The sequence below is a fragment of the Enterococcus sp. ZQ21 genome (assembly GCF_030053755.1).
Classification (GTDB): domain Bacteria; phylum Bacillota; class Bacilli; order Lactobacillales; family Enterococcaceae; genus Enterococcus_B; species Enterococcus_B lactis.
Genome location: NZ_CP125658.1, coordinates 2,267,070 through 2,292,891, shown reverse-complemented (window position 1 = coordinate 2,292,891; position 25,822 = coordinate 2,267,070). Strand labels below are relative to the sequence as shown.

General features: G+C 38.6%; 20 protein-coding genes. 15 read left to right on the top strand and 5 right to left on the bottom strand.

All coding sequences use genetic code 11. The features are described from left to right. Positions 1–9 precede the first annotated feature (9 nt). The 3 genes from aspS to QK255_RS11085 all read left to right on the top strand — a co-directional run bounded on the left by aspS (position 10) and on the right by QK255_RS11085 (position 4,913). A complete protein-coding gene (aspS, locus tag QK255_RS11095) occupies positions 10–1,779 on the top strand; it encodes an aspartate--tRNA ligase (RefSeq protein WP_002291387.1) in 1,770 nt (589 codons plus the stop codon). Between the two features lie 108 nt (positions 1,780–1,887). Further along, positions 1,888–2,763 (top strand): YitT family protein, encoded by an 876-nt coding sequence (locus QK255_RS11090; protein WP_002291388.1) that lies wholly within the window; start codon positions 1,888–1,890, stop codon positions 2,761–2,763. A 266-nt stretch (positions 2,764–3,029) separates the two neighbouring features. Then, positions 3,030–4,913 carry an acyltransferase family protein gene (locus QK255_RS11085; protein ID WP_002335455.1) on the top strand — a complete coding sequence of 628 codons (1,884 nt, stop codon included), beginning with the start codon at positions 3,030–3,032 and terminating at the stop codon, positions 4,911–4,913. A gap of 67 nt (positions 4,914–4,980) precedes the next feature. Here the strand turns inward: QK255_RS11085 and QK255_RS11080 are convergent, their stop codons facing one another. Next, positions 4,981–5,265: a GIY-YIG nuclease family protein gene (locus tag QK255_RS11080; RefSeq protein WP_002309959.1), complete on the bottom strand. Its 285-nt coding sequence runs from the start codon at positions 5,263–5,265 to the stop codon at positions 4,981–4,983. Then, on the bottom strand, positions 5,255–5,989 hold the full coding sequence (locus QK255_RS11075; RefSeq protein ID WP_002328908.1) for a tRNA1(Val) (adenine(37)-N6)-methyltransferase: 735 nt from the start codon (positions 5,987–5,989) through the stop codon (positions 5,255–5,257). The genes QK255_RS11080 and QK255_RS11075 overlap by 11 nt, the downstream gene beginning before the upstream one ends. A 128-nt stretch (positions 5,990–6,117) precedes the next feature. Between QK255_RS11075 and QK255_RS11070 the strand changes: the two genes are divergently transcribed. From QK255_RS11070 to QK255_RS11055, 4 genes are all read left to right on the top strand, one after another. Next, positions 6,118–6,741, top strand: coding sequence for a lysophospholipid acyltransferase family protein (locus QK255_RS11070; protein WP_002309961.1), 624 nt, complete (start codon positions 6,118–6,120; stop codon positions 6,739–6,741). Between the two features lie 187 nt (positions 6,742–6,928). Continuing rightward, positions 6,929–8,050, top strand: a complete 1,122-nt coding sequence (locus QK255_RS11065) for an exonuclease SbcCD subunit D (RefSeq protein ID WP_002328909.1) — start codon at positions 6,929–6,931, stop codon at positions 8,048–8,050. A 6-nt stretch (positions 8,051–8,056) separates the two neighbouring features. Further along, a complete protein-coding gene (locus QK255_RS11060) occupies positions 8,057–11,185 on the top strand; it encodes an AAA family ATPase (RefSeq protein ID WP_002328910.1) in 3,129 nt (1,042 codons plus the stop codon). Positions 11,186–11,203: 18 nt separating this feature from the next. Next, positions 11,204–14,398 (top strand): DEAD/DEAH box helicase, encoded by a 3,195-nt coding sequence (locus QK255_RS11055; RefSeq protein WP_002328911.1) that lies wholly within the window; start codon positions 11,204–11,206, stop codon positions 14,396–14,398. 145 nt (positions 14,399–14,543) lie between these two features. Here the strand turns inward: QK255_RS11055 and QK255_RS11050 are convergent, their stop codons facing one another. Continuing rightward, entirely contained in the window at positions 14,544–15,251 is a 708-nt protein-coding gene (locus QK255_RS11050; protein WP_002309968.1) for an HAD family hydrolase, read from the bottom strand. A gap of 764 nt (positions 15,252–16,015) precedes the next feature. Here QK255_RS11050 and spxA point away from each other — a divergent pair. The 4 genes from spxA (at position 16,016) to pepF (ending at position 20,480) form a co-directional block, all read left to right on the top strand. Next, complete coding sequence (gene spxA / locus QK255_RS11045; protein ID WP_002296384.1) at positions 16,016–16,414, top strand: transcriptional regulator SpxA; 399 nt, start codon at positions 16,016–16,018, stop codon at positions 16,412–16,414. A 329-nt stretch (positions 16,415–16,743) separates the two neighbouring features. Then, positions 16,744–17,397: an adaptor protein MecA gene (locus QK255_RS11040; RefSeq protein ID WP_002328912.1), complete on the top strand. Its 654-nt coding sequence runs from the start codon at positions 16,744–16,746 to the stop codon at positions 17,395–17,397. Between the two features lie 97 nt (positions 17,398–17,494). Next, on the top strand, positions 17,495–18,493 hold the full coding sequence (locus QK255_RS11035; protein ID WP_002342266.1) for a competence protein CoiA: 999 nt from the start codon (positions 17,495–17,497) through the stop codon (positions 18,491–18,493). A 178-nt stretch (positions 18,494–18,671) separates the two neighbouring features. Then, positions 18,672–20,480, top strand: a complete 1,809-nt coding sequence (gene pepF, locus QK255_RS11030) for an oligoendopeptidase F (RefSeq protein ID WP_002315655.1) — start codon at positions 18,672–18,674, stop codon at positions 20,478–20,480. Between the two features lie 71 nt (positions 20,481–20,551). On the opposite strand, the gene QK255_RS11025 is transcribed toward pepF, so the two are convergent. Continuing rightward, positions 20,552–21,229, bottom strand: a complete 678-nt coding sequence (locus QK255_RS11025) for a ClpXP adapter SpxH family protein (protein WP_002328914.1) — start codon at positions 21,227–21,229, stop codon at positions 20,552–20,554. 117 nt (positions 21,230–21,346) lie between these two features. Next, positions 21,347–21,922 carry a CYTH domain-containing protein gene (locus QK255_RS11020; protein ID WP_002315657.1) on the bottom strand — a complete coding sequence of 192 codons (576 nt, stop codon included), beginning with the start codon at positions 21,920–21,922 and terminating at the stop codon, positions 21,347–21,349. Positions 21,923–22,052: 130 nt separating this feature from the next. Here QK255_RS11020 and yjbM point away from each other — a divergent pair, with 130 nt between their 5' ends. Genes yjbM through mgtE form a run of 4 tightly spaced genes read left to right on the top strand, consistent with a single transcriptional unit; the run spans position 22,053 to position 25,812 of the window. Then, positions 22,053–22,760 (top strand): GTP diphosphokinase, encoded by a 708-nt coding sequence (gene yjbM / locus QK255_RS11015; RefSeq protein ID WP_002309982.1) that lies wholly within the window; start codon positions 22,053–22,055, stop codon positions 22,758–22,760. Continuing rightward, on the top strand, positions 22,735–23,532 hold the full coding sequence (locus QK255_RS11010; protein WP_002315658.1) for an NAD kinase: 798 nt from the start codon (positions 22,735–22,737) through the stop codon (positions 23,530–23,532). Before yjbM ends, QK255_RS11010 begins: the two co-directional genes overlap by 26 nt. 1 nt (position 23,533) lies before the next feature. After that, the gene (locus tag QK255_RS11005; protein ID WP_002315659.1) at positions 23,534–24,433 is read left to right on the top strand and encodes an RluA family pseudouridine synthase; all 900 of its coding nucleotides are present in this window, start codon (positions 23,534–23,536) and stop codon (positions 24,431–24,433) included. A gap of 17 nt (positions 24,434–24,450) precedes the next feature. Then, positions 24,451–25,812, top strand: a complete 1,362-nt coding sequence (mgtE, locus tag QK255_RS11000) for a magnesium transporter (RefSeq protein ID WP_002315660.1) — start codon at positions 24,451–24,453, stop codon at positions 25,810–25,812. The last annotated feature ends 10 nt before the right edge of the window (positions 25,813–25,822 follow it).

The following is a 25,822-nucleotide window of genomic DNA, read 5'->3' as shown; positions in this document are numbered from 1 at the left end:
AAAAAAGAAATGGCACAAAGAACGATTTATTGCGGATTAGTTTCCGAACAACAATTAGAACAAACAGTTACATTAAAAGGATGGGTACAAAAAAGACGAGACCTTGGGGGAGTAATCTTTATCGATCTACGTGATCGCGAAGGAATCGTTCAAATCGTCTTCAATCCTGAAATCAACAAAGAAGCATGGGAAATCGCAGATAAATGCCGCAGTGAATACGTGATCGAAGTAACTGGGATAGTCAGAAGACGCGGTGAAAATGCAGTAAATCCTAAAATGGCCACTGGTGAATTTGAAGTGATTGCAAGTGAAATCGTGATTTTGAATCAAGCAAAAACACCGCCATTTCAAATTGAAGATGATCAAGCAATCAGTGACGAAATACGTTTGAAATATCGTTATTTGGATCTGCGACGTCCCAAAATGACTAAAAACATCAAATTGAGAAATGCGACAACAAAAGCGATTCGTCATTATTTAGACGATAATGACTTTCTAGATATTGAAACACCTTACCTAGGAAAATCTACACCAGAAGGCGCAAGAGACTATTTAGTTCCTTCACGTGTCCATGCTGGACATTTCTATGCGTTGCCGCAATCTCCTCAACTGTTCAAACAATTGCTGATGAATGCTGGGTTCGACCGTTATTATCAAATCGTTCGTTGTTTCCGTGACGAAGATTTACGTGGAGATCGTCAGCCTGAATTTACGCAAGTAGATATTGAAACAACGTTCCTAACAGCAGAAGAAATCCAAACCTACACAGAGGGATTGATTGCGAAGGTAATGAAAGAAGTTCGCGGCATCGAAGTCGCATTGCCATTTCCCCGTATGACCTATGATGAAGCAATGGCTCGCTACGGCAGCGACAAACCGGATACACGTTTTGAAATGGAATTGATCGATCTAAGCGAAACAGTCAAAGAAGTAGAATTCAAAGTCTTCCAAATGGCTCTTGAAAACGGCGGAGTCGTGAAAGCATTGAATGCGAAGGGCGCTGCAGATCGCTACTCACGAAAAGATATGGATCAGTTAGGACAATATGTAGGGCAATTCGGAGCTAAGGGACTTGCATGGCTGAAAGTGGAAGAAGACGGTTTGAAAGGCCCGATTGCTAAATTCATGGTAGAAGCAACAGAAGCAATCATCAAAGCAACAGATGCAGAACCAGGTGACTTGCTGATGTTTGGCGCAGATAAAAGTGAAATCGTCGCTGCTGCATTAGGGGCTATCCGAACACGTTTAGGAAAAGAATTAGGACTAATCGATGAATCCAAATTCAATTTTTTATGGGTAACTGATTGGCCTCAATTTGAATTTTCAGAAGAAGAAGGTCGATATGTCTCTGCTCACCATCCATTCACGATGCCAAAAGCAGAAGATATCCCATTACTAGCTGAAGACCCTGCAAAAGTCTATGCAGAAGCTTATGATATCGTCTTGAACGGTTATGAACTAGGTGGAGGTTCTATCCGGATCCATACTCGGGAACTTCAAGAAAAAGTGTTGAAAACTTTAGGCTTTACAAAAGAACAAATGGAAGAACAATTTGGTTTCTTGCTAACAGCTTTAGATTACGGATTCCCTCCACATGGCGGCATTGCATTAGGATTGGATCGTTTTGCAATGTTATTAGCAGGGGAAGACAATATTCGTGAAGTCATTGCCTTTCCTAAAAACGGAAAAGCAGCCGATGTGATGAGTGATGCACCAAGTATGGTTTCACCTTTACAATTGTTCGAATTGAATATTGATGTAACCAATATAGAAGAATAGCCGATAAAAAGGCAAAAAGGATTTGTCGAATCTGCTTCTTTTGGCAACCTTGATTTAATTGAAAAACACTTTATAATGAAGCCATAACATATAAAGCGGGGCTTTTCCATGAAAAAAACATTCGAAAATTGGGCTTACCATGATTACACGACCAAACTTTCGGTATCAATCGTTTATGCGTTGATCGCATCTGTCGCATTGAATTTCTTTTATCAACCAGGACATATTTATTCAAGTGGTATTACTGGCCTGGCTCAGATTTTGACGACTTTGTCAAAATCACTCATAGGGTTCGAGGTGCCGGTATCAACCACTTTGTATTTACTGAATATACCTTTGTTCGTCTTGGCGTGGTTCAAAATCGGGAAGAAGTTTACAATTTTCACTTTTATCACAGTCACTTTGACCTCCCTTTGTATCCATATTTTACCGGAAACAGTCTTATCTACCGATCCAATCATTTGTGCGTTGTTTGGTGGGGCTGTGATGGGACTAGGGATTGGGCTAGCGTTGAGAAATGGCCTATCATCGGGTGGTCTAGATATCGTGAGTATCACGATTCGTAAAAAAACAGGAAAGTCGATTGGTTCTATCTCGATCTACTTCAATGCATTGATCGTTTTTGTTGCTGGGATTCTATTTGGCTGGCAATATATGTTTTACAGTACGTTGTCTATTTTCGTCAGTGGAAAAGTAACTGATGTCGTTTATACTAAACAAAAGAAAATGCAGGTAATGATCGTAACGAAACATCCAGAAAAAGTAGTGAATGAAATTCAAAACTGTATGCGTAGAGGAATCACGATCATCAATGAAGCAGAAGGTGCTTATAAACATGATAAGCAGACAGTATTGATGACGATCGTTACACGTTACGAACTGCCTCTACTCAGAGAAGCGATGAAAGCTTCTGATCCGCAAGCTTTTGTAAGTATCGCGGAAAATGTCCAGATACTTGGGCGTTTCTACGAGGATGGCATTTAGATCGAGTTTGACAAAAATTCATGAAATACTACTGTAGACAGACATTCGTTTGTCTGCAGTTTTTTTCTACCAAAGGACGGATCAGCAAATAGAAATTACTTTTTTATTTGAAATTTTCTTAAAGTTGAAAAAAAGCATGTTTATTTTTTAAAATTTATGGGATGATAGAAAAAAATAGTAGAGAAAGGACACGATTCTACTTGCTATTTTCACTTAATACCCGTATATTACGAATGAAAAAAGTTTATGAAAAGTTGGAATATTGAATGGAAAAACAAAAAAGGTTAAAAAACAGCCGCTACATCACTGGGTTTGATGGGCTCCGTTCATTAGCTGTGGTTGGTGTTATCTTCTATCACCTTCTGCCAACTAATATGAAAGGCGGCTATTTGGGCGTTCCGATTTTTTTCGTCGTATCTGGTTATCTGATCACGGATCTGCTAAGGCAGGAATGGGAACAAAATGGAAAAATCAATATTTGGCAATTTTATGTCAGAAGAATGAAGAGACTCTATCCGGCACTCGTTTTTATGCTTGTTACAGCTTCGGCTTATATCACCTTGTTCCAGCGAGGATTGTTGAATAATCTTCGAGGAGTTGTCGTCAGCAGCTTACTGTATGTCAACAATTGGTGGCAAATCAATAACGGTTTATCTTATTTCGACCGATTTGCTAATGAATCACCGTTTACGCATATCTGGTCTTTAGCGGTAGAAGGTCAAAACTATTTGGTTTGGCCAATCTTGTTTGTATTGTTGATGGTATTTGTTCGTAAAAGAAAATGGATCTTTTATACCGTGTTAGGTACATCTTTCCTCTCTGCGATTTTGATGATGATTTTGTATACACCAGGGGGCGATCCAACTCGTGTTTATTATGGAACGGACACCCGGCTGTTTTCTATATGGTTGGGAAGTGCGCTCGCTTTTGTTTGGCCAAGTACTCGTTTGAAGAAAAACATCCCGAAACAAGCAAAAAGTATCCTGAATATCGCTGGAGGAATCTCACTGTTGGCACTGATTCTTTGCTTCTTCTTTTTAGATGATCATTACAATTTCATCTATTATGGAGGGATGCTCCTAGTGAGTCTGTTATGCGTAGTACTAGTTGCAGTGACAGCACATCCTGGAGCAAGCTTGAATCGTTGGCTGACAAATCCAGTATTTACTTGGATTGGCAAACGAAGCTACGGGATTTATCTGTATCAGTTTCCAGTTATGATTTTTTATGAAGCAAAAGTGACTGATATTGCTGATCATGTTCTGTTCCATACTTTAGTGGAAATTACATTGATTTTAATCATCAGTGAACTTTCTTATCGATATGTGGAACGTCCGCTAGCACGTTTTGACTATGGTCGTACATTCCAAGTGATGAAAGGATGGTTCAGCAAACCGATCATCAGTAAGAGCAAACCATGGGTCGTTCCAGGCACATTACTTGTAGCAATTGCATTCGTTGGTTTCGTTACGGCACCGAAAAATGCTGTAACGGCCGATCAAAAACAATTGCAGGCAAAGATCGCTGAAAGTAAAAAATTAGCAGAAGAAACCAGAAACAATTCAGAAAATACCACTAGTTCAGTTGACCAAGCGGTTCTTGATAAGTATGAGTTGTCTAAGGCCCAAGGAAACAAGGCACAAAAATTAGAGCTAACGGCATTTGGTGATTCAGTTATGCTAGATGCTGCAACTGATCTACAAGAGCTTTATCCAAAAGTAGTGGTAGATGGCGATGTGGGGCGACAATTATACGCCAGTGTACCGTATATTGAAAAATTAAAGGAACAAGATTTATTGAAAGACACTGTTCTAATTGGATTAGGAACGAATGGCTCATTCTCTGAAGCTCAGTTTGATAGCGTGATGGATGCAATCGGTGATCGAAAAGTATACTGGGTCAATGTCCGAGTACCGACGAAACGTTGGCAAAATGACGTGAATGCGATGCTTGAACAGATGACGAAAAAATACGACAATATGACGCTGATTGATTGGTATAGCTACAGTAATGACCACAGTGACTGGTTTTATGATGATCAAGTCCATCCAAATCCTGAAGGGATGACACATTACATTCACTTAGTCAGCGAAGCCTTGCTAGGAGGAAGTTCAAGTACGAACAGCAGCGAGACAAACGTATCAGAATAATAGCTACAAAAAACTTCAGGCAAAAACAGTTGTTTTTGCCTGAAGTTTTTTATCGTGTTTTTAACAGTCATCTATTTTCAGGAAGCAAAACGGTTGAGTGTGTCTTCAAATAATGTTCTTTTTGTTTTCGGGTGAGTTTTTTGAATGCAGCTTCTGCTTTTGTTGCTTCGCTTCTTGAAGAAAATACTTCTGCATGGATCATCTTAACAGGTCTTCTTTTTTGAAGACGTGTATATTTAGCGCCAGTACCATTGTTATGTTCCCCTAGTCTCCTAGAAAGGTCTGTTGTGTACCCACCGTAAAATGTCTGATCTTTACAGAATAATACGTAAAAATAATGTTTATTTGCCATAGAGCATCTCACGAATCTCTGCTGTGTATTCCCCGTCTGCATCGTAAGTGATCAATGGCGGAGCGACTTTGAATCCATCTAATTTACCATCTTTGATTCCTTCAACTAACAAAATATTTGCCTCTTTTCCAGCTTTTGGGTAAACAAATTGGATCCGTTTAGGTGCAATCCGATGATTTTGCATAATTTGGATGATCTCTAAGAATCGTTCAGGTCGATGGACCATAGCGAAACGCCCATTTGTTTTTAGTAACTTACTTGAATTGTCGATCACTTCTTCTAATGTTGTATGGATTTCATGACGGGCGATTGCTAGGTGTTTATTAGGGTTCGTTTTATTTGTTGGCAGCCCTTTGAAATAAGGTGGATTGCAGACGACTAAGTCACAAGAATTATGCCGAACGACGGATAAGCTGTCTTTCAGATCGATGGTGTGGACTGTCATCTGTTCATCTAGATGGTTCAGCGCGATGCTGCGTCTTGCCATGTCTGCTAGGCGAGGCTGAAGTTCGATAGCATCAATAGCTGCTTGAGTTCGTTTGCTTAAAAACAGGCCAACTGCACCATTACCTGCGCAAAGGTCAACAATCTGTCCTTTTTTAGGCACACGAGAGAAATGAGCAAGTAGCACAGCATCTAAAGAAAAAGAAAATACTTGGGAACTTTGGATAATTTTGATATCTTCTGCGTATAATTGGTCGATTCGTTCGTCTTCGTGAAGCATGGATTCCCTCCAAAATGAAAAAAATAGTCGTTTGTATTATACTATTTTTATTAAAAAGAACCAAGGTGGCTTGTCAAACCTCTGTTTTTTATGCATACTATGACCATAAGAAGGGAAAGGAAGAGACTATGTTTTATCGATTTATGCGAGGGGTAGTTCGAGTACTATTAGCTTTAGTCAATGGAAATGCCCGTTATGAGAATAAAGAAGTATTACCGCAAGATGAGAATTACATACTAGTTGCCCCCCATCGTACTTGGTGGGACCCATTATATCTAGCGGTAGCTGCAGCACCGAAGGAATTCAGCTTTATGGCAAAAGAAGAACTGTTCAAAAATCCGGTTCTGCGATTTATATTAACTCGATCCAATGCTTTTCCAGTTAAAAGAGAGAATCCAGGACCAAGTGTCATTAAAACACCTGTAAAGATTTTAAAATCGACAAATTTGAGTTTAATCATGTTCCCCAGTGGGACAAGGCATGCTACAGAACTTAAAGGCGGGATGGCGTTGATTTCCAGAATGTCTAAAGCGAAAATCGTGCCAGCCGTATACCAAGGTCCGCTGACACTTGGGGATTTGTTCAAGCGTAAGAGAGTGACAGTGCGTTTCGGTGAACCAATCGACCTATCAGATATCAAGAAAACGGATAAAGAAGGAATGGCGGAGATCGAACGACGAACACAAGCGGCTTTTGATAAATTGGACAAAGAAGTGAACCCAGATTTCAAATATGAAATCAAAAAAAAATAAAGTGATAAGTTTAGGAGTGGGCGGTCTTTTTGAATCTCCTGTTCTGTTCAGACTTTTCGATGAAAAACGAGGGAGAGACGTCAAGTCTGCCCTCTTTTTGCTTTCCAACGTGCAAAATAGAAGACGGGTGTCATGTAATGGATCAAAGTGTTATAATGATTAGAAGGACATTTTTTGGGGTGATTGGATGCGTTTTTTACATACAGCCGATTGGCATATCGGAAAAAAACTACAAGGTTATGACTTGATTGAAGACCAACGTCATGTATTATCTTCTATACTGAATATCGCGAAAGAAGAAAAAGTAGAGGCAATCGTGATTGCAGGAGACTTATATGATAGGAGTGTGCCGGCTGTCGATGCCGTAGCATTATACAATGAATTGATAGTTGATTGGAATTTAAAGGAAAGAATCCCAATTTTTGCTATATCAGGAAATCACGATAGCAGTACGCGACTTTCAGCTGGTACGCCATGGTTCAGTTATTCGAACTATTTTTTGCGAACGCAGCTAGCAGAAGCTTTCGAACCAGTCGAGTTTAACAACATACAATTTTTCTTTCTTCCTTACTTTGAACCAATTGCAGCCAGATTATATTTTGAAGATGACAGTATCCGCACGATCCAGCAAGCGGTAGCAAAAGTGATAGATAAAATGGAAGAGCTGTTCGATTCAGGGAAAAAACACGTACTGATTAGCCATTTTTTTGTAATGGGAAGTGTAAAATCTGATTCGGAAACGAAAATCGAAGTAGGGGGTCTGGATTCGATCCCAGGCGAACTGCTTGCACCGTTTGATTATGTAGCACTAGGACATTTGCATAATCAAGCTGCTTTAAGGCAAGATAATGCTCGCTACAGTGGCTCGCCGTTGAAATTTTCTCTATCTGAGATCAACCAGAAAAAAGGCGTATGGATCGTTGATCTGGCAACAGACCTAGAGTTGAATTTTAGGGAGATCGAACCACTGCATGATATTGAAGAAATAACAGCAAGTTTTAAAGAATTGTTGGATCCTGCCTTCTATCAGTCCATCAATCGGGAAAATTATATCCATATCTATCTCACGGACAGAACGATTATCCCGAATATGATGAACCAGCTTCGGCAAATATATCCTCGTATTTTGGGGATTGAACGGGCAAACGGCCGAGCAGAACAAACAAAGCGCAAACGAAAAGTACTAGAAATGAAAGATCCTCAAAAATTAGCAGAAGCATTTTTTAGTGAAATGACGGAAGAACAGCTAACGGCAAACCAAGAAAAATGGCTCGGAGAAACGTTGCAAGAAATCATGGAAATGGAATGATCAAGAATGAAACCGAAAAAATTAAAACTTAAAAATTTTGGTCCTTTTATCAATGAGACCGTTGATTTTTCACGATTGACAGAAGCACCGCTTTTTTTGATCAGCGGGAAGACTGGAGCAGGAAAAACGACGATTTTTGATGGGATCACTTTCGCACTTTTTGGTGAAACTTCCGGAAGACTTCGTTCTGGAAAAGAGATGCGTTCCTTGTTTGCTACACCAGAAGAAGAAACAAGCGTGACTTTTTCTTTTGAACATCAGCAGATGAACTATGAAATCGAACGAAAACCAGAACAAGTTTTAGCGAAACGAAAAGGAAACGGAACAAAAAAACAGGCAGCTAAAGTAACGTTGACCATTTTTGATGGGAAAGGAAAAGAAATAAAACAAATCACAAAACGTACAGAAGCAGACCAGTTGATCAGAGAACTGATGAATCTCGATGCGAAACAGTTTTCCCAAATCGTTTTACTGCCCCAAGGAGAATTCCGTAATTTTTTGGTTTCATCAAGCAGTGAGAAAGAGACTGTTTTACGTCATTTGTTCGGTACTCAGCTTTTCCAACAGTTTAATGAGCGATTAAAGGAAAAAGCAAAGCAACAGCAACAAAAACTAGATCATTTAGAGCAAGAACTTCATCTTCTGCAAAAAAGATTTGTTTTAGTCAAAGAAGAAGAAGCAGCAGCAGGGTTTGAAGCCGTTCTTTCCCAATGGACAAACCATCAGGCCATACTAGAAAAACAAATCACTGAAGAAAAAGAAGTTTTAGCAGACTATCAGGAGAAACAGAAACAATTAGAAAATTCCTACTATCGTTTTGAAACCTTGAAAAAAAGCTATGAAGAAAAAGCGACATTACTAAATAAGCAAAAGAAATTAGCCGCTCAAAAAGACGAAATAGAGGAAAAGAAACGATGGATTGGGTATTATGAATTTACACAACGTTTAATTGAACCACTCCAGCACCTGAAAGAAATAAAAGCTGAAAAAATAGAACTGTCACAAAAAAGCAGTGAACAAATAAAGAAACTAGCGATGACTACGCAGCATTATGAAGAGTGGCAAAAAAATGAAACAGACCGCATACATCGGCAAACAAAAATCAAAGAAGCTGCTCAACAATTGCAAAACAAACAGATGATGGTACCGATTGTCGAAGCCTTGCGTAGTAAAAAACAAGAAGCAGGACAATTAAAACATTCATTAGATAAAGAAGAAACGAACGCCGAAAAGCTACATCAAAAACAGGCTATTTATCAGGAAAGAACTCGAATTCTTCAAGAAATCTTATTGGATCAGGAAAAACTGCAGGAAGATCGTCTTGCTTTTGGACAGTTAAAACATCTAGATGAAAAACAGCAGGAAATAGAACAACAAAAAACAAAAAGCATCGAATCACTCAAACAGATAAGAGAAGAGCTCAAAAAAGCAGCCGAAGAAACAACAAAAAATAATCAGCGATTGAAACAACAGATAGAACAAGCAGAACAGCTGAAAAGCCAATGGGCAAAGCAGCAAATTGCTCGTCTTCAGCTTTTTTTGCGTCCGGGGGAACCATGTCTGGTTTGTGGGTCGACAGAACATCCCGTACAACAATCAAAACATGAACAGCCAAATAAAGAAGATATCTTGAAAGTAGAGCAACAACTGGCAGAAGCTGAGTCAGCTGTAGAAAGAACCCAGCAAATCATTGCCAAAAATGAAGCATATGAAAATAATCTTCAACAGCAATTATCTGATTTAGAACAAAAAATCATGGAAACGAATATACAACTAGCTGGACAAGAAAAACACTTACGACAGGCTTTGCAACAGGCATTTCCTGCGATAACAGAACAAAAAACAACAATTGCTCTTACAGTAATCGAACAATCTTTAGATAAACGAAAAAGCAAGATAGCCAATGCAAGAGCAGAGCTGGAAGAAATAAGCCAACAAGTAGAAAAGCTTGAGCAGCAATTAGCTGACTACAAGCAGCAACAGACAGCAAAAAATAATCAGCTTCAACAACTGCAAGGCGAAATCAAAAGTTTAGAAAAACAATTACAAGATACGGATAGCAACTGTTTAGAAGAAGAGATACGACAACTTGAAAAACAGTTAGAAGAAGACTCAAACCAACTCGCTGCTGAGCAGAAAGCAGGAATGCAATTGTTGCAAGATCTGCATATGCTTCGGACACAACTTGATCTTCAACAGGAACAAATAGAAAAAATAGATGAAAAAATAGAAAAAGAACAGCAAAGAATAGCTGAAAAGCTGGAAAGCCAATCGTATTTTTCAACAACTGAGGAAGTCTGTGCATTCGCACAACAGCAAGCACAATACGAAGAGAACCAGCGCATAATCACTACTTATCATGAAGCACAATTAGTGACAGCTGACCGACTACGTCAATTAGAAAATATCCAGCTGACGGAGATAGTTCCAGATACAAAAGAGATCAGCCAGCAATTGGAAGAGATAAGAGAGATGATCGAAACAAAGCAAGAAAAGATATACAGTTTACAAGAACAAAAAATCAATAACCAGAAAATCTACGATGAATGTCTTTCGATTTATCACACAAGCCAGACGCAATTAGATGAACTTACGCAATTACAGCAGCTTTCGCAAACATTCAACGGAGAAAATCCTAAGAAGACTAGTTTAGAACGGTATGTGCTTCAAGTTTATCTACAAGAAGTGTTACAAGTAGCAAATGATCATCTCCAACGTTTAACGAAAAATCGTTATCAGTTTGAACTAGCGGATACGATCGGCAGTTATCGAGGGAAAACCGGATTAGAAATCAATATCTATGATGATCAGGCAGGCATGTCTCGAAGCGCGCATACGCTGTCTGGCGGTGAAAGTTTTATTGCAGCACTTTCTTTAGCATTAGCCCTTGCGGATGTGATTCAGACACAAGCTGGTGGGGTAGCAATCGATGCATTGTTTATTGATGAAGGTTTTGGGTCATTAGATGAAGAAGCTTTGGAAATGGCGATGGAAGCTTTAGAAACGATTGAAAGTGAAGGAAGAATGATCGGGATCATTAGCCATGTAAGAGAATTGAAAGAACGAGTATTACAGCAAATAAGAATTGATACAGAAGGTAGCGGACAAAGCAAAATACGCTATCAACTTGGATAAAAAGGGAGATTGGTAACTATGAAATGGAGTATTCCGGAAAAAGTCATTGCACGTGGGCGTCAATACTTGCAAGAAGGCCGAGTGTTATCGGTTGTCCCTGACCAAGAAGAAAACGTGTGGCATGCAGAAGTCTTGGGCAGTGAATTGTATATGGTTGATTTGGATGGGACAGCAAAAGAGATAGATTACTGCCAATGTCCATATTGGGAGGAACATAAATATTGTAAGCATACAGTTGCTGTGGAACTTTACTTACGGTCGAAAAATCTATCTCGTATCATGAAAAAAGACCAGCCGATGTTAGAACCGGTAAAAACAACAAGTGAAGGAGAAATCATTGCAAAAGGTTTTTCTCGTCTAAAAATACAAAAAAATCCTCAAGCGGTGCAACCCTTGATTATTGAATACCAAGTAGAAACGATTGAGACAAATCAGTATCATCCAGAGCTTTCTATTTTGGCGCTTTACTTACGTATCGGTTCTTTGGCATCGCCGAAAAAAACATATATCGTAAAAAACATCTATGATTTTTTACAGGCTTACACAGAAAAAGAAACCTACACAGTCAATAAGCAGTATCAGTTTCGTCTAGATAAACGGGCTTTTCAAAAAGAAGATCAAAAAATACTCGCTCATCTTGCAGGAAGTGCCCAAACGCATCAATTATTAGGCACGAATGGCTTGCAAGTCAAAGGGAAACTAGACAAAAGATACCTGCTTCTCCCAGTAGAACAAGCCCGCTTCCTGCTAGAACAGATGAATCAGACGACACGTTTGCATCTGCAGATAAATGAACAAAACGATCAAGGAATCCAATTTTCCGATCAAAACAAGCCTTTATCATTCAAAGTGGAAAAACAGGGAGAAGACTATTTATTGCAAGCATTGAATGATTTTGATTTTTTCTTTATGCATTATCAGTGGGGGCTTATCCAGGGAGTATTCTATTCTCTAACGAAGCATCAACAAACAGTTTATCAAACTTGGAAACAATTGATTCGCCGATTGGAGAAACCAGAAGTAGTATTCAAGAAAAAAGAACTACCGGCCTTGTTTAAAGAAATCATTCCTCTTCTTTCGGAGATCGGAGACGTAGTGGTTGCCTCTGAAGTAGAAAAGGAAGTAGCAGATATTCCAGTCGAATTTATTTTCTTTTTTCGAAAAGCCAAAGGAAAAATCCAAGCTCGAGTCGATTTCGTCTATGGCGAAGTCATCTATTCGACCGATCCAAAACATGAGGTCTCGGCCAATCAGGACTTTCAGGTGCTGCGTGACAGAGCTGAAGAAAAACGAGTCCTTGATTTATTCAGGATGTATCGCTACCAGAAAAATGAAACTGGCTATGAGCGTCCATTGCCAAGCGGGGAGGAACTATATGCCTTTTTCCGTACAGAACTATCTGTCTTCCGTCAGTTTGGTGAAGTCAGACTTGGCAGAAAGTTGCGGGAGTTGTATTTAGATGCGCATAAACATCAACCGCAAATCGAAGTAACCGAGACTGGTTCATGGCTTGATATTCGGTTCGACGTATCGGGGATAGAAGAGCAAGAGATTGATCATGTACTGCAAAGCTTGTTGCGAAATGATGCTTTTTATACATTGGAAAATGGACAGGTTCTTTCTTTTGATTCAGAGGAATTCCAACAAACAAGCCAAGTATTGCAACAATTACGGGAGTCAATACGTTCAGAAGAAGGGACGATCCATGTACCTAAGAATCAAGGACTGATCATTCAAAATCAATTGGAAAAAAGCAATGCTACTTTTAGCGAATCGTTTCAAACGATGGTCCAAGATCTCATTCATCCAGAAGGGTATCAGGCGCAACTTCCCAAAGGATTGAATGCAAAGATGAGAGAGTATCAGAAGCAAGGGTTCCGATGGTTGAAGATGTTAGGCCATTATCAGTTTGGCGGTATCTTAGCCGATGAAATGGGACTTGGGAAAACACTGCAGACGATTGCCTTTTTACTTTCGGAAAAAGAAGAACGGGAAAGCTTTTCTGCTTTGATCGTAGCGCCGGCCAGCTTAATCTACAACTGGCAGGCAGAGGTAAAAAAATTCGCTCCTTCTTTGAATATCCAAGTAATCAATGGGAATAAAAAAGAACGGGAAGAATTGCTGGCTAAAGACACAGATATTCGAGTGACCTCTTATGCCAGTTTGAGACAGGATTTAGCTGATTACCAGTCACAAAAAATTGATTATTTGATCCTTGATGAGGCGCAAATGGTCAAAAATAGTAGTACGAAAACTGCTCAAGCATTGAGAGAATTAGCTGTGCCTCAGCGATTTGCATTAAGTGGGACACCAATCGAGAATAATTTAGAAGAATTGTGGTCATTGTTTGCAACAATCATGCCAGGATTTTTCCCAACCAAAACAAAATTCAGAGAACTTGCCGCAGAAGAAATTGCGCAAATGATCCGACCGTTCATTTTACGGCGAGATAAACAAACTGTGTTGAAAGACTTACCAGAAAAAACAGAAATGAATCTATATTCTGCACTGACAGAAGAACAAAAGACCGTTTATTTAGCTTACTTGCGTCAAATGCGTGAAGAAATCTCGTCAATGGATTCTGAAGCATTCAAGAAAAACCGGATCGGGATACTAGCAGGTCTGACAAGGTTGCGTCAAATTTGTTGCGATCCTCGTCTGTTTATTGAAGATTACCAAGGCGGTTCTGGCAAACTCGAACAAGTAAAAGATCTATTAGTCGCTGCCAAAGAGAACAAACGCAGAGTTCTGCTGTTTTCTCAATTTACAGGTATGCTTACTATCTTACAAGAAGAGTTAGCCGAGCTGGGAATCTCAACATTTTATTTAAGAGGCAGTACAAAACCGCAAGATCGATTAAGTATGGTAGATGCATTTAATGCAGGCGAAAAAGATGTTTTCCTGATTTCTTTAAAGGCTGGGGGAACGGGACTGAATTTGACAGGAGCAGATACGGTCATCTTGTATGACCTTTGGTGGAACCCTGCAATTGAAGAACAAGCTGCTGGTCGTGCGCATCGAATCGGACAGAAAAATGTGGTAGAAGTGTGGCGTATGATTTCTGAAGGAACGATTGAAGAACGAATGGATTCGCTCCAACAAGAAAAACGCGAACTGTTCCAAAAAGTGATCCAAGGAAATGAAGAACAGCTGACAAAACTGACTGAAGAAGATATCCGCATGATCTTAAGTGTAGGAGAGATTGAGAAGTAAGAGATTCGAAACAATCGTTCAGTAATGGATAAGAAGATCTTTCGAAAAAAGCAGGTGTTTAGTTGATTTAAGAAATAGCAAGGAAGTTGGGTTTCTGTTTTATCCCGATTTCCTTGCTATTATTTTTTGTTTTTATTTATAGGCGTTAAGCAAAGATTGTCTTCATTGTTTCTAACAGCTGATCAAAAGAAGAAATTTCGATATCGCAAATAGGGGTCTGGTCGATTTTGCGTTCTCGATGGTTGAACCAAAGTGCTTGCCAGTCGGCACTTTTTGCACCTAAAACATCATTGTCATAATTGTCGCCAACATATAGAGTCTCTCCTGGAAGCATATGAAATTCTTTCTCAGCAAGCTGAAAAATCTCTTTTTCTGGCTTTTGGAAACCTGTTGCTTGAGAAACCAGCATGTTGTGGGAAGGAATCCAATTGTTCAATTGAAGTTGTTTTAATTTTTTTGTCTGATGGTCAGTCGGTCCATTTGTGATAATTCCTAATGGGACATTTTTTTCCTTCAAGAAGTCAAGTGTTTTTTTGACCTCCTCATGCAAACAGATATTATCAAGTTCTTCCTCGTAAATTTTTTGAAATAGGAGACCTTCTTCTTCTGTGATGTGAGGGTAGTCTAAATCTTTTAGTGATTGGCTGATTCGATGTGCTCGCATATATTCTAGCGTCCACTCTCCTGCCATTACTTTTGGAAAGTTTTCATCACTATGATGACGGAATCGGATATATAGTGGATGCATATCTTCATCTGAAACAAGCGGCACGACTCTTTTTACCGCATTTCGAAATGGCTGCTGCTGATCATACATTGTATCATCAACATCAAACACAACTGATTTAATCAAAATTTTACACGCCTTTCGGTTTTCATTGATTTTTTCACAAATCCTTGACTATTGTAACAGAAAAAATCATCTAAAAAAGCTGATAAATAAAGGTTTTTCTTACTATATTTCTGTTTCCTTGACAGAATAAGGTTTTTATATTTCAGTTTTTTTCACTAAAAATCATGAAACACGTCAATAGGTTTGATGAACAAATTAATCATTATTGTGTAACTCGGTTGGTTTATTTTAATGCAATCTCTGAGGAATTTTCGAAAGGTTTATTTTTTTAATACAGTCTCAGTATAACTATTCAAACATAAAATAACGTTATTTAGTTTATTTGTTTATAGTAAATTTTATCTAGTAATCATTGCTTTAAAATATTGCGCTTATATAACAGAGAAAATAAGCGTTATAATAAAGAACAATATTATCTAAAATGACAAGAAACATTACTATCAAAGAAATAAAAAACATAAAAAATCTTAAGAAGTCGGTTTCATCTGTGTTTTTAGATAAAATAATAGTACAGTTTTGTTTGCTGTTTCATTGTCTTCTAAAATTTGAATTAGATTTGAAAACTCTAATTTTTAAATGATGAAAAAAGCAAGAACGCTGGTTTTACTGTATATTAACCTTAGATAACTTTCATTTTTTTAAAAAAATTATGAAAAAAAGGTAGCTATTTAAAAGTTGATTATGTATAATAGAAACAGATGGGAGATTATTATGATCTTCTGTTACAAAAAAGTGATTCTTATCACGAAAAGGAGTGGTGCACGTTGTTAACATTATATACTTCTCCAAGTTGTACTTCCTGCAGAAAGGCTCGTGCGTGGTTGCAAGAACATCAGATTCCATTTGTTGAACGTAATATTTTTTCAGAACCATTGAACAGTTCTGAATTAAAAGCGATTTTACAAATGACAGAAGACGGAACAGAAGAAATCATCTCGACACGTTCCAAAGTATTCCAAAAACTGAACATGGATTTAGATGATCTGCCGTTACAAGAACTATTGGAACTTGTGCAAAACAATCCTGGATTGCTTCGCCGTCCAATCATGATTGATGATAAACGTCTACAAGTTGGTTTTAATGAAGACGAGATTCGTCGATTCCTGCCGCGCGATGTACGACAATTAGAATTGCGTCAAGCACAATTGATGGCTGGATTATAGAAGATAAAATGAAACTTGGAAAAACTATTACGAGGATAGTTTTTCCAAGTTTTTTTGTTTTTATAAATAGCTTCTTTATTGTGGGCACAAAAAAGGGTGTGAGAGTGATCATGGTATGAAAAACAGAAGTGATTGATTAGCTAAAAAGTCGGCTATATAGTATTCATCTCCCAAAAATGTTATAGTTAAATAAGATAGCTTGAACTATTGGAAAAATCTGCTGGTTTTATTAAATTCACTTAACAGCGGGATTTTTTTTCTTTACATTTAAGCTGATTTCGCTACAATGAATCTATATTGAACATTGCGGCAAAGTGAGGTGTAGCAAAATGGAAATGGAACATATCAATGAAAATACGATCCGTGTACTGATAGGTCATGAAGATTTAGAAGAACGGGGCGTTTCATTTTTGGATTTACTTGGCAATCACAAAGAAATCGAAAATTTCTTTTATAGTATTCTGGAAGAAGTTGATATCGAAGAGGAGTTCCGAGGAAGCGAAGCTGTCACTTTCCAAGTTTTGCCAAAAGGAGACGGATTAGAACTGTTTATCAGTAAAAACCTGCCAGATGAAGAAGTTTCTCAATCAGAAGATTCTGCTGTGGATTCAGAAGACGTGAGCGAATTTCTCCGTCAGCAAATTATTGGTAGCGATCCGGAAGAAGAATTATCTGGAAGCGTCCTAGAAGAACAGGAAAGACAAGCAATTTTTGCTTTTGAAGATTTTGAGCAAGTGATCCAGCTGGCAACAGATGTTGAACTAGAGTCTGCTTGGACTGATTTGTACTTATTCGAAGAGCGTTATTACCTAGTCGTTCATTTCTGGATGGAGAATCTCAACCAAGCGGATGTAGAGAATCAGATTGCTCGAATTTTGGAGTTTGCAGAAAAGAGCGATCGTACACCAGAAACATTGAATGAATATGGAAAGTGTCTGATGGCGCGTAATGCTATCGAGCGTACGAAATTTTATTTTGTATAAATCATCATTATAGTAAGAGCCATATCGATCATATATCGATATGGCTCTTTTTCGTGTAAATAAATTGTTAGACGTAAATAAGTTCAGAGGGAGAAAAATGCTGCTTGCGATGAATGAATATCATGAATGCTGTTCTGCTAAATATGCAGAAAAAGAGAAAACGTATTATTGTCGTAGTTGTCGGAAAAGAGTGGTTTTGAAAAGGGGAAAGAAAAAATGTGCTCATTTTGCCCATCGAAAAACCGACAACTGTTCGGTTTTTAGTGAGGGGGAATCAGAAGAACACTTGCAGTTAAAGGAATATTTCATGGATTGGCTGGGACAGTCAGCAGAACCTGCATTTTTGGAAGCCTATTTGCCAAGATTGAGGCAGAGACCAGATATTTTATTGGCTAATCTAGCATTAGAAATCCAATGTTCTAGATTGTCTCATCAGAGATTTGTTGAAAGAACCAAAAGTTATTTGAACAACGGTTATCAAGTATGGTGGATACTTGGTCATTCTTTTCTTGGACAGCGGCAATTTTCATTGATAGAAAAAAGTTGCTGCTATTATAATAGAAAAAGGGGGGTACATTGCTGGAAAGCTGACCTTAAGAACCAAAAACTTTATTTATATCATCATATTACAGAGACTGTATCAGGTCACATTTCTTTTTTCAGTAGCTGCTGGACTTTTTCTGGTAATGATCTTAAAAAAATATTTACTAATAGTGAGATCAAAATAAATCAGATGAAGAAAACAGAAAGGTTAAGCGAGGATGGGAAGAAGTGGCTGGCGCGCCAGCTGATTTACAAACAAAAAAATACAGTATCCATACAAGAACAGTGCTACTTGCGTCACAAGCACCTTTTGTATCTATCACCGTGGATCTATCAAAACAGTCGGTTTTTCTTTTATTTACGAGAACAGGTTTTTCTTTATCGAATGTTGTACGAAGAATCCTTAAAACAACAGAAAGTACCTGATTTCAGCTCATGGTTTTGCCAAGTAAAAGAATATAAAATGCAGTGGCTTTTCCCTATGATTGAGGAAGAGAGGGTCTATCGGCAATTTTTTGATGAATGCACACATTTATCCTCTTGGAAAATATAGTAAGTATAAAAATAGAACAGGAATCGGTTTTCTATGTAAAACAAGTTTCAGTTGTGCTAAAATTGATAGAAGCAGACACATAGATTAGTAGAAAAATCAGATGCTGTAACATGTGGATGTTAGACGAGGATCTATTTTGATAGACCGAGACAAAAGGATATAAAAAGGAGTGGATTTCATGGAAGTAAAGCAGTTGCCAAAACGCGAAGAATTGCCTGAAAATTTAACTTGGGACTTGACCAAGATCTTTTCAAGCGACCAAGAATTTGATGAGAAATATCTAGAATTATCAGAAAAGTTAAAAAAATCTGAAAAATACAAAGGAACACTTGATCAAGGGGCTTCTCAATTTCTTGATGCGATTGAATTTGTGTTGAGTGTTTATCGCCAAACTGAAATCATTTATGTCTATGCGCACCTTAAAAACGATCAAGATACTGGGAATACAGAATATCAAGCGCTTTATGCAAGAGCAAGTAGTTTGTTTTCAAAGGTTAGTGAAGCTGTTTCCTGGTTTGAACCAGAAATATTGCAGTTATCAGATGAACGGATTTGGCAATATTTCAAAGAAGAACCGAAGTTAGAAGTCTATCGTCACTATATCCAGCAAATAGTAGATAATCGTGCCCATGTTTTATCTGCCGATCAGGAATCGCTTCTTGCAGGAGCAGGTGAAATCTTTGAGGCTTCAAGTGATACATTTGCTGTTTTGAATAATGCAGATTTAGTTTTCCCAACGATCGAAGGAGAGAATGGTGAAAAAGTCCAATTATCTCATGGCGTGTACGGTCAGTTGCTAGAAAGCACGGATCGAAGTGTTCGCGAAGCCGCATTTAAAGGGTTGTACAGTGTTTATGAACAATTTAGAAATACGTTTGCTTCTACTTTAAGTACGCATATAAAAGGACATAATTTTAAAGCAAAAGTTCGTAATTACAGCTCTGCCAGAGAAGCATCTTTGAGCAATAATCATATTCCTGAAAGTGTATACGACACTTTGGTAGCCGTGGTAAACAAGCATTTGCCTTTGCTGCATCGATATATGGAATTACGGAAACGTTTATTAGAAGTGGAAAAACTGCACATGTACGATCTTTATACACCGGTCTTAGGAGAAGCTCCAATCACCTTTACGTATGAAGAAGCAAAAGAGAAAGCTTTGGAAGCACTGAAGCCAATGGGTGAAGAGTACATGACTATTGTAGAAAAAGCATTCTCTGAACGTTGGATCGATGTTGTCGAAAATAAAGGAAAACGAAGTGGTGCCTATTCTTCGGGAAGCTATGACACAAATCCATATATTTTATTGAATTGGCATGATACATTGGATCAGCTGTTTACGCTTGTCCACGAAATGGGACATAGTGTCCACAGTTATTTCACACGGTCGAACCAGCCTTATGTATACGGTGACTACTCTATCTTTTTAGCAGAAATTGCTTCGACAACGAACGAAAATATCCTAACAGAATATTTATTGGAAACAGAAAAAGACCCTCGTGTCCGGGCTTATGTGCTCAACCATTACTTGGATGGATTTAAAGGAACAGTTTTCCGCCAGACACAATTTGCTGAATTCGAGCACTTCATGCATACGGAAGATGAAAAAGGTGTGCCATTGACTAGTGAATATCTAAGTGATAGTTATGGTAAATTGAATGCAAAATATTATGGTCCGGCAGTCGAAGAAGATCCAGAAATCAAATTTGAATGGTCACGGATCCCGCATTTTTACTATAATTACTATGTCTTCCAATACTCGACTGGTTTTTCTGCTGCTTCAGCGTTGGCGAAAAGAATACTCAGTCAGGAACCAGATGCGCTAGAGAACTATTTGGCTTATCTAAAAGCTGGTAACAGTGATTATCCTGTTGAAGTGATGAAAAAAGCAGGAGTAGATATGACACAGGCTGCGTATATCGAAGATGCAATGTCGATGTTTGAACAACGACTAAACGAATTAGAAGAATTGATTGATCGTTTATAAGATTTTTGATTTTTTCGAATAGAAACGAAAAAAATACGTCGGCTCTCTTGTAAGGGAGTCGACGCATTTTTTTAATTAGAAAGCAAGTGTAAATGGCTAGTTCGTGAATGGAACTGAGAATCATTTGTATGTAAATGTTCACCATTAAAAACTTGATACGAGTTATCTGTTGTTTTACACAGCTCTTTGATTCTCCAAAGGCTGCTGGTGCCTTCTACTTCTACTAAAACACCAAAATCACGATCGCAAGCGTAATTGTAAACGACTGCGGAAGGATGTTTCGTGATGCCCATTTCCCGAGCAATTTTTTGATCGGAAAAGAATACTTCTTTAACAAAGTCAGATTGCCGATCTTCTTTAAACATATTCAAATCGCCGCCAATCTCTTCAAATATCGATTCAGCAAGTGCACGAGAATATGGTATGTTATTGCAGCCGACTGCTTCTTGCAGTTTGATCAAAAAACGGCGGCCTTTTTTCTTTCCTTGGAATTGAGCCGCTTTGCAGTCTAATGCGGCAGAATAAGTCGTTGAGAATAAGTGGTTACGTTTCTCAAGATTGTTTTGAGAAATTCCTTTTTGTTGCATGACATCCCCAATTGTCTGCAAATTGACCAAAGGAAGAAAGCGAATTTGCATCTTTTCTTTTGATGGTGTTCCGTACTCTTCTTCAATAAATTGTAATAACTGTTGCTCCATTTCGAAACAATATTCCCCTAAAGGATTAACAAATAAATAGATTTCGATCATATGAATCTCCCCCAAAATAGATTCTATACAACTAGTGACTAGATTCTTTCACATCCTATAACTTAACAGAAAAAAGTAAAAAAATGAACTCAAGTGCCTTGTGAAAATGAAAGGTTTCTAATTTTTAGCCTCAAGCATACGTTGGATCTTGTTCTTAGCAGGACGATAAGGCAAAGAAAAACGTTTTAAAAAATTTATAAAAGCAATTTTTCCTGCAGATGCATCCCCTACCTCTAGTTCTAGTTCAAAATCATGAAGATTGTCTCCCCAGCTTTCATCGATAGCTAAAAGTCCTTCTTCAATAGGGAACTCAGCCCGTTTTGTTGTAAGCTTTCCTGTTTGGATCAATGAAGCAGGATCGATATTCAAATCAGAAAGTTTTTGAAAAACTGCGCCCGAGCGAGGCAAACGTTTTTGAAAGATGAATGCTTCTGCTTCTTCTGTTACAAAGGTATCCGTCGTTTCGAGACGTCCTTCCTCAGCAGGTGTTTTTAATGTATATTCAGCTTGATGACCAACGAAACGGATTCGTAGGCCACAATTTTGTTTCTTCAGCTGTTCATCAACGGTATCGAAGTAAATATTAGTCTGTACACGGAAATCTTTATCTGTTAATTGATAGTGAGCGATGAATATCTCGTACTCTTGCTTTGTCAGCATAGATTTATATTCGATTTCAAGCATTTGCGTCATTTGATCGACTCCTTTTTGTCTATTCTGCCTAATTTTCTTTTTTTGGTCAATGCATAAATCAAGAGTACGAAAAAACTTTGCATATATGGTAGAATAAACAATGAATGTTAATGAAGTAGAGGTATCAGCTATGGAACGAGATTGGGAAGCATTTTTAGCACCATATGAACAAACTGTATCAGAATTGAAAGTGAAACTGCGGGGAATCCGTAAACAGTTTCGTGAACAAAATCGTCATGTTCCAATTGAATTTGTCACTGGGAGAGTCAAACCAGTTGACAGCATCGTAACAAAGTCACAGTTACGTCATATTCCGATGGGACGCTTAGAAGAAGAAATGTCTGATATTGCCGGCTTAAGGATCATGTGTCAGTTTGTAGAAGATATCCATCAAGTTGTTGAGATTATCCGTAAAAGAAAAGACATGAAAGTTCTTCAAGAACGGGATTACATCACTAATAAGAAAGCAAGTGGCTACCGTTCGTATCATCTGGTGATCGAGTATCCTGTACAGTTGATCAGTGGTGAGAAGAAAATTTTGGCGGAAATCCAAATACGGACCCTTGCGATGAATTTCTGGGCAACGATCGAGCATTCATTGAATTATAAATATCAAGGCGTTTTTCCAGAAGAAATGAGTGAACGACTTCAGCGTGCGGCAGAAGCTGCGTATCAGCTGGATGAAGAGATGTCTAGTATCCGTGAAGAAATCCAAGAAGCACAGCGATTGTTCTCCCATGGAAGAGGAAAATCAGATGATGTCTACTATCGAACGCTTTTGAAGAAAGAAAGCGAAAGAGAGGAGGCAGGGGATGAAAGTAGCGATCGTTCACAATAAAGAAGCAAAGACCATAGAAGTGGCTGAGCGCTTGAACACACTATTAGAACAAGCTGGGATCCAGCGAGATGATCATGAACCAGAGTTGGTCATCTCAATTGGTGGAGATGGCACATTATTATCGGCATTTCATCACTACAGTCATTGTCTGAATGACGTGCGTTTCTTAGGCGTGCATACAGGTCATTTAGGGTTTTATACTGATTGGCGAGATTACGAGTTGGAAGAACTAGTAGACAGCTTGCGAACAAATCGGGAACAAAGTGTCAGCTATCCCTTGTTGGATGTTCGGATCAGTTATTTGGATGAAACGCCTGATCAGCATTTTTTAGCACTAAATGAATCAACGATTAAACGGGCCAATCGTACGATGGTAGCCGATGTATACATTAAAAATGAATTGTTTGAAAGTTTCAGAGGAGATGGGTTGACGATTTCTACACCCACTGGTTCGACTGCCTATAATAAAAGTGTCGGCGGTGCAGTGATCCATCCTAGTATCAATGCCTTTCAATTGGCTGAGATTGCTTCGCTGAATAATCGAGTGTTTCGTACTTTGGGTTCTCCGATCGTGATTGCCCATGATGAGTGGTTGGAAATAAAATTGGAAAATACAGAAGATTATCTTGTAACGGTTGATCAATTGAATGTCGCAAAAGCCGATATCCGTTCTATTTATTATCGAATAGCAGAAGAACGGATCCATTTTGCTTCTTATCGACATATGCATTTTTGGCATCGCGTGAAAGATGCCTTTATTGGTGAGGATTAATATGCAGTTTACATGGGATTATGAGAAAGATCATTCTCAGCAGGTAAAATATTTTTTAAAAGAAAAAGGGATCTCAAAAGGTCTGTTAGCGAAAATAAAATTTCAAGGCGGTCAAATCAAAGTCAATGATCAAGTAGAAAATGTCTTGTTTTCTCTAGCCAAGGATGATAAGGTAACCATTGTGATTCCTGCTGAAGGAGAACATGAAACCGTACTTTTGGACGAAACGCCGATCGATATCGTGTATGAAGATGAACATGTTCTGGTAGTAAACAAACCAGCAGGCGTTTCGTCCATTCCTGCCCAATACCATCCAAATGGGACAATGGCAAATCGTGTAAAAGCTTATTACAAAAAACAAGGGTACGAAAACCAAGTAATTCATGTAGTTACACGACTAGACCGTGATACGTCTGGCTTGATGCTTTTTGCCAAGCATGGGTTTGCGCACGCAAAATTAGACACGCAACTTCGTGAAAAGAAGTTTGTAAAAAAATATCAAGCATTAGTCAGTGGAATGCTTTCCAATTTATCGGCACATGGACATATCGATTTGCCGATTGCCCGAGATTATTCTTCGCTACTGAAGCGAATGGTCTCTAATGAAGGACGTTCTGCACAGACGGAGTACTGGATAGAGAAGCGACTAACAGAAATCGCGTTAGTTGATATCCAGCTGCATACAGGAAGGACACATCAAATAAGAGTTCATTTTTCCGCCATTGGCTGTGCACTGCTCGGTGATGATATGTATAGCGGACGAATGGATCTGGGAATAAAAAGACAAGCCCTTCATTGTTATGATCTGCGTTTTTACCACCCATTTACAGAAGAGCTGCTAGAGTTCAAGCAGCCTTTAGCCGCAGACATGGAGGCAGTTGTGAGACGGTTTGAAGAATAAGGCGAGGTGAGATTGGTTTGGATGAAAATCAAGAATTAGAGGAAAGATTTGCCCAGTTGACTCAAGATTTAAGGGAAAATAATATTCAGGCATTCAGAAACAGTTTTTTAGAGATGCATATCTATGAGCAGGGGCAATTCTACCAATCTCTTACAGAAGAGAACAGGCAGCTGATCTATTCCTATCTGTCGCCTAAAGAATTAGCGGATATGTTCGATGTGATTGAAGAAGATAACGAACATATGAAAGAATATCTGGATGAGATGCGTCCTAGCTATGCCGCAGATATGCTTTCTGAGATGTATACAGATAATGCTGTCGATTTGCTTAATACGTTAGATAAAAAGCAAATTGCTAAATATTTAAGTTTGATGTCTGCAGACGATGCCAGTGAAATCAAGGAATTGCTCCATTACGAAGACGAAACAGCTGGTGCAATCATGACTACTGAATTTGTTTCGATCGTAGCAAATCAAACCGTTCGCTCTGCGATGTATGTGCTGAAGAATGAAGCAGATGTTGCTGAAACAATCTATTACATCTATGTCGTTAATCAAGAAGGTCAACTAGTGGGGGTTATTTCTCTACGCGACCTAATCGTGAATGATGATGATGCTATGATTTCTGATCTGATGAGCGAGCGGGTGCTTTCAGTTCATGTAGGCGACGACCAAGAAGATGTGGCACAAACATTCAGGGATTATGACTTCTTAGCTCTTCCTGTCACCGATTATGATGATCATTTGTTGGGAATCGTCACAGTCGATGACATCATTGACGTTATTGATGATGAAGCTGCCAGCGATTATTCAGGACTTGCCGGGGTCAATGTGGAAGAAATCAATGAAAATCCAGTAAAGGCAGCATCTCGACGTTTGCCTTGGCTAATCACTCTGTTGTTTTTAGGTATGTCTACTGCTTCTTTGATCAGTCATTATGAAGACTTGGTAAGTGAAGCGAGCATTTTAGCGGTCTTCATTTCACTGATCACAGGAACAGCTGGTAATGCTGGAACCCAGTCGCTGGCTGTGGCTGTCCGTCGACTTGCAATCTCTGATGACAAAGATCACGGGTTTGTCCGACTTGTTTTGGCTGAAGTCTTGACCGGCGTCGTAACAGGAGCTGTTACAGGGATTACGATTTTTCTGATCGTGGGCTTTTGGAAACATAATTTTATCTTAGGATTTGTGATAGGGATGGCCATGCTGTTTGCGATAACAGTGGCGAATCTTGCAGGTAGTTTGATTCCGATGCTGATGGATCGTCTAGGATTTGATCCAGCGGTAGCAAGCGGTCCATTTATCACGACCTTGAGTGATTTGACAAGTGTACTGATTTATTTCAATATTGCCTCTTTATTTATGGGCTATTTTATGTAAAAAGCAAAAA

Bases quoted from the DNA above. Each gene is read 5' to 3' on its own strand.
- aspS (WP_002291387.1), top strand. From the start codon at position 10: ATGGCACAAAGAACGATTTATTGCGGATTAGTTTCCGAACAACAATTA.
- QK255_RS11090 (WP_002291388.1), top strand. From the start codon at position 1,888: ATGAAAAAAACATTCGAAAATTGGGCTTACCATGATTACACGACCAAA.
- QK255_RS11085 (WP_002335455.1), top strand. From the start codon at position 3,030: ATGGAAAAACAAAAAAGGTTAAAAAACAGCCGCTACATCACTGGGTTT.
- QK255_RS11080 (WP_002309959.1), bottom strand. From the start codon at position 5,265: ATGGCAAATAAACATTATTTTTACGTATTATTCTGTAAAGATCAGACA.
- QK255_RS11075 (WP_002328908.1), bottom strand. From the start codon at position 5,989: ATGCTTCACGAAGACGAACGAATCGACCAATTATACGCAGAAGATATC.
- QK255_RS11070 (WP_002309961.1), top strand. From the start codon at position 6,118: ATGTTTTATCGATTTATGCGAGGGGTAGTTCGAGTACTATTAGCTTTA.
- QK255_RS11065 (WP_002328909.1), top strand. From the start codon at position 6,929: ATGCGTTTTTTACATACAGCCGATTGGCATATCGGAAAAAAACTACAA.
- QK255_RS11060 (WP_002328910.1), top strand. From the start codon at position 8,057: ATGAAACCGAAAAAATTAAAACTTAAAAATTTTGGTCCTTTTATCAAT.
- QK255_RS11055 (WP_002328911.1), top strand. From the start codon at position 11,204: ATGAAATGGAGTATTCCGGAAAAAGTCATTGCACGTGGGCGTCAATAC.
- QK255_RS11040 (WP_002328912.1), top strand. From the start codon at position 16,744: ATGGAAATGGAACATATCAATGAAAATACGATCCGTGTACTGATAGGT.
- QK255_RS11035 (WP_002342266.1), top strand. From the start codon at position 17,495: ATGCTGCTTGCGATGAATGAATATCATGAATGCTGTTCTGCTAAATAT.
- pepF (WP_002315655.1), top strand. From the start codon at position 18,672: ATGGAAGTAAAGCAGTTGCCAAAACGCGAAGAATTGCCTGAAAATTTA.
- QK255_RS11025 (WP_002328914.1), bottom strand. From the start codon at position 21,229: ATGATCGAAATCTATTTATTTGTTAATCCTTTAGGGGAATATTGTTTC.
- QK255_RS11020 (WP_002315657.1), bottom strand. From the start codon at position 21,922: ATGACGCAAATGCTTGAAATCGAATATAAATCTATGCTGACAAAGCAA.
- yjbM (WP_002309982.1), top strand. From the start codon at position 22,053: ATGGAACGAGATTGGGAAGCATTTTTAGCACCATATGAACAAACTGTA.
- QK255_RS11010 (WP_002315658.1), top strand. From the start codon at position 22,735: ATGAAAGTAGCGATCGTTCACAATAAAGAAGCAAAGACCATAGAAGTG.
- QK255_RS11005 (WP_002315659.1), top strand. From the start codon at position 23,534: ATGCAGTTTACATGGGATTATGAGAAAGATCATTCTCAGCAGGTAAAA.